Source organism: Methyloversatilis sp. (genome assembly GCF_051861465.1).
Taxonomy (GTDB): domain Bacteria; phylum Pseudomonadota; class Gammaproteobacteria; order Burkholderiales; family Rhodocyclaceae; genus Methyloversatilis.
Window position 1 is genome coordinate 1 of the sequence record NZ_JBHYCQ010000023.1, and the last position, 4,516, is coordinate 4,516.

A 4,516-nucleotide genomic window follows, 5' to 3' on the forward strand; every position below is an offset into this window, starting at 1 on the left:
CACAAGGGCGGCGCGCCCGGAGACCACGGCGAGTCCTCAAGCGCAGGGACTGTGGGAGCGACGTCCCCGTCGCGATCAGTGCCGCGGCCATCACAGTGCAACGTACGCATCGCGGCGAGGTCGCTGCTCCCACAAGGGCGGCGCGCCCGGAGACCACGGCGAGTCCTCAAGCGCAGGGACTGTGGGAGCGACGTCCCCGTCGCGATCGGTGCGGTGACCATCACGGTGCGAAGTGCGTATCGCGGCGAGCCGCCGCTCCCACAGGGGCGGCGCGCCCGGAGACCTCGGCGAGGCCTCAAGCGCAGGGACTGTGGGAGCGACGGCCCCGTCGCGATCGGTGCCGCGGCCATCGCGGAGCGAAGTGTGTATCGCGGCGAGCCGCCGCTCCCACAGGGGCGGCGCGCCCGGAGACCGCGACGAGTCCTCAACCGCAGGGACTGTGGGAGCGACGTCCCCGTCGCGATCAGTGCTGTGACCATCGCAGTGCGAAGTGCGCATCGCGGCGAGGCCGCCGCTCGTGCGAAAAGCCCTCGCGAGCGCAGACGCCGGGAAGTTCGCAGCGGGTTGGCGGGTGCGTTGCATGTTCGCTGATCGGTCCGGGTGAGGTAGGGTGCGCAGTGCCGTGATTGCACGGAACCCACCGAACTGAGGCGGAGCGTGTTGCATGAGGAAGACGTACTCACCCCGGGGCTTCATCGAGGCGCTGTCGGCCGGTCTCATTCGAAGCTCGCTGAAGCTGGTGCTCAAGCCCGCGTTTTCGCCGCGCTGGTCGATTGATGCGCAGCGGCGCTGGCTGGCGCGGCTCGCCCGCACCACGCTGGTGCCGGCCGGCGTGTCGATCGAGCCGGCCACGGTCGGCGGGGTGCCGGGCGAGTGGCTGCGCCGACATGAAACACCGCCGGTGCGACCGGGCGTCGTCCTGTATCTGCACGGCGGCGCCTACTGCGTGGGCTCGGCACTCGGGCATCGGGCGCTGACGTCGCGCATCGCGCTGGCCAGCGGCCTGCCGGTGTTTTCGCTCGAATACCGGCTCGCCCCCGAACACCGCTTTCCGGCCGCCATCGACGACGCCGTCGCCGCCTTCCGCGCGCTGACCGAGCAGGGCCCGGTCGTCATCGCCGGCGATTCGGCCGGCGGCGGTCTGGCACTGGCGGCCGCCCTTGCGCTGCGCGACGCCGACGCGCCACGCCCGGCCGCACTCGTGCTGCTGTCGCCCTGGGTCGACATGACAACCGCCGGCATGCCCGACTCGATTCCCGCCGGCGAAGCCATGCTCAGCACCGACTGGGCGTCAGCCTGCGCCGCGCACTACCTGGGCGACGCGCCGCCCGAATCGCCGCTCGCCTCGCCGCTGCACACCGATCTGCGCAGCCTGCCGCCGACGCTGATCCAGGCCGGCACCGACGAGCTGCTGCACGACCAGGCGGTGGCGCTGCACGACGCGCTCGACGCCGCCGGTGTCGAAGTCGAATGCGACATCACCGAGCGGCGCTGGCATGTGTTCCAGATGCATGGCGGCGCGCTGCCCAGCGCCGACGCGGCCATCGCCCGCATCGCCCGTTTCACCCACGCGTCGCTGGCGCCTGCCACGGCGCCGATCACCACGCGGCACGAGGTGGTCATCCTCGGTGCCGGCATGTCCGGCCTGTGCATGGCGGTGCAGCTCAAGCGCGCCGGCATCCACGATTTCGTCATCCTCGAAAAGCAGGCGGGGCTCGGCGGCACGTGGTGGGACAACACCTACCCGGGCGCCCATGTCGACGTGCCCGCGCCGGCCTATTCGTTCTCGTTCGCGCCCAACCCCGGCTGGTCGCGCCGCTTCGCCTCGGCGCCCGAGATCCAGGCCTACATGCAGCAGGTGGCCGAAAAGCACGGCCTGATCGGACACATGCGGCTTGGTACCCGGCTCGCCGAAGCCACCTTCGACGAATCCAGCGGCCGCTGGCAGTTCGTCACCGAGCGCGGCGACGCGCTGAGCGCGCGCTTTTTCGTGTGCAGCACCGGCCCGCTGAGCCAGCTGCGCTGGCCCGACATCCCCGGGCTGGCCGATTTCCGCGGCAAGACCCTCCATTCCGCCCGCTGGGACCACGGCTACGCCATGGCCGGCAAACGTGTCGCGGTCATCGGCACCGGCTCGACCGCATCGCAGCTGGTGCCGCCGGTCGCCGCCGAAGCCGGCCAGCTGCACGTGTTCCAGCGCACCGCCAACTGGGTCATGCCGCGGCTCGACCGTCGCTACACCGTGCTCGACCGCATGCTCGCCCACCTGCCGCCGTACGCCGCCGCGGTGCGGGCTGCCTGGGTGCAGGCGCTCGAACTGGGCCGGCGCGGCTTCGACGAAGGCACGCTGGCGCGCAAATCCATGCTGATGACCGCTGCCCGCCACCGCGACAAGCAGGTGCCCGACGCCGCACTGCGCGAGCGGCTCACGCCGCCGTACCCGCTGGGCTGCAAGCGCATCATCTATTCCAACGATTTCTACCCCGCACTGTGCCAGCCCAATGTCGAACTGGTGACCGACGCCATCACCCGCATCACGCCGAACGGCGTGGTGACGGCAGACGGTCGCGAGCGCGAGATCGACACCCTGGTGTGCGCCACCGGCTTCGACGCCGTGCAGCTCCTGTCGTCGCTGCGCATCACCGGTTGCGGCGGGCGCACGCTGGCCGACGCCTGGGCTGACGGCCCGGCCGCCTACCAGGGCATCACCGTGGCGGGCTTTCCCAACATGTTCCTGATGCTCGGGCCCAACACCGCCACCGGCCACACCTCGACGCTGCTCTATATAGAACCCGAAGTGCAGCACGCCATCACCTGCATGCAGGCCGTACGCACCGGCGGCCGGCGCTGGATCGACGTACGCCCCGAAGTCGCCGACGCCTGGAACCGCGACCTGCAGCAACGCCTCGGCACCTCGGTATGGAGTCAGTGCCGCAGCTGGTACCGCATGGAAAACGGCCGCGTCATCGCCATTTTCCCCGGCTTCACCCGCGAATACGTGAAGGCGGTGAAGAAACCGGACCTGGCGGACTACACGCTGGCGTGAGTGGAACGGGCTGTGGGATGTGGGCTGTGGCATGTGGGACCGTGGGACTGTGGGAGCGACGGCCCCGTCGCGATCGGTGCGGTGACCATCGCACTGCGAAGTGCGTATCGCGGCTAGGGCAGAGCGGGGGTTTCGGCGAACACTGCTCGCCGCCCGCGGAGCCGGTTGGCCATGCAGGGCCAACCGAGGATCGCCGCTCCCACAAAGGCGGCGCGCCCGGAACCACAGCGAGCCCTCAAGCGCAGGGATTGTGGGAGCGGCGTCCCCGCCGCGATCGGTGCAGCGACCATCACCGTGCAAAGTGCCAATCGCGGCGAGGGTGCCGCTCCGACAGAAACCGCACTCCCGCATGGCACACCGCCTTTCCTTCGGCCGGCCTTGTCAGCATCCGCCGACACCGCACCGTCACTTCACCGCAACCGTGACGTAGTACTCTGCGCAAGGTTGCACTGCAACATGCATCCGGCTACTTTCGGGACTGTCACACTTCGTGAGATCGTCGCCTTCATGCCCTGCAGGGCAAGGGCCATACTTGGGCAAGGGCCATACTTCGCTGTCCGGTTTATCACTCGCAACGGTTCCCGCGTCACTGATGAAAAAATCGCTTATTTCCGCACTGGCTGCTGCCGTGCTCATGACGTCTGCGGCAGCCATCGCCACCGTCATGACCCCGACGCGCAGGATCGTCGACACGCTTCCGAAGCTCGACATCGAAGCCGCCATCCCGCAGCGCTTCGGCGACTGGCAGATCGACACCCGCTCAGGCGGCGGTGTGGTCAACCCGCAGCAGACCGAATTGCTGAACCAGCTCTACAGCCAGATCGTTACCCGAACCTACGTGAATTCAGAGGGTTACCGAATCATGCTGTCAATCGCCTACGGCGAAGATCAGCGCGACGGCAATCAGCTTCACTACCCAGAGGTGTGTTATCCGGCCCAGGGGTTTCAGGTGATCACCAATCGCAAGGCGATTCTGAATACGCCGCTCGGCGACATCCCCATCAAGCGTCTTGAAACCCATCTTTCGCAGCAGCGCTACGAGCCCATCACTTACTGGACGACAGTGGGCACGCAGGCGCTGACCGGTGGCACGTCGAAGAAGCTGGCGGAAATGAAGTACGGCCTGCGCGGCGAGATTCCGGATGGCCTGCTGTTTCGCATCTCGTCCATTGACCGTGACTCCGCGATCGCCTTTGCGAAGCAGGAACAGTTCATCGAGCAACTTTTGCCAACCCTCGCGCCCGATGCGCGCGCGCGGCTCGCCGGCCTCTGATCCGAGCCGAGCTGCCTTGACCCGAATTCGACACGCAACCGTCACATCTTCATGACCAAAATCGCACTCATCACCGGCGTGACCGGCCAGGACGGCGCCTACTTGGCCGAATTCCTGCTGAAGAAGGGCTACGAGGTGCACGGCATCAAGCGCCGCTCCTCGCTCTTCAACACCGACCGCATCGACCACCTGTACGA

At 68.0% G+C, this 4,516-nt stretch carries 3 protein-coding genes; all 3 read left to right on the forward strand.

What is annotated here, in order from left to right:
* Positions 1-664 precede the first annotated feature (664 nt).
* Positions 665-3,046 carry an alpha/beta hydrolase fold domain-containing protein gene (locus tag ACTIFF_RS17720; protein WP_439538024.1) on the forward strand — a complete coding sequence of 794 codons (2,382 nt, stop codon included), beginning with the start codon at positions 665-667 and terminating at the stop codon, positions 3,044-3,046.
* Positions 3,047-3,638: 592 nt separating this feature from the next.
* On the forward strand, positions 3,639-4,319 hold the full coding sequence (epsI, locus tag ACTIFF_RS17725) for an exosortase-associated protein EpsI, B-type (RefSeq protein WP_439538025.1): 681 nt from the start codon (positions 3,639-3,641) through the stop codon (positions 4,317-4,319).
* 51 nt (positions 4,320-4,370) lie between these two features.
* Positions 4,371-4,516 (forward strand): GDP-mannose 4,6-dehydratase (locus ACTIFF_RS17730; RefSeq protein WP_439538026.1); only part of this gene is annotated, 146 nt, incomplete at its 3' end.

Excerpts from the sequence above, each read along its gene's own strand:
- ACTIFF_RS17720 (WP_439538024.1), top strand. The coding sequence starts at position 665 with ATGAGGAAGACGTACTCACCCCGGGGCTTCATCGAGGCGCTGTCGGCC.
- epsI (WP_439538025.1), top strand. The coding sequence starts at position 3,639 with ATGAAAAAATCGCTTATTTCCGCACTGGCTGCTGCCGTGCTCATGACG.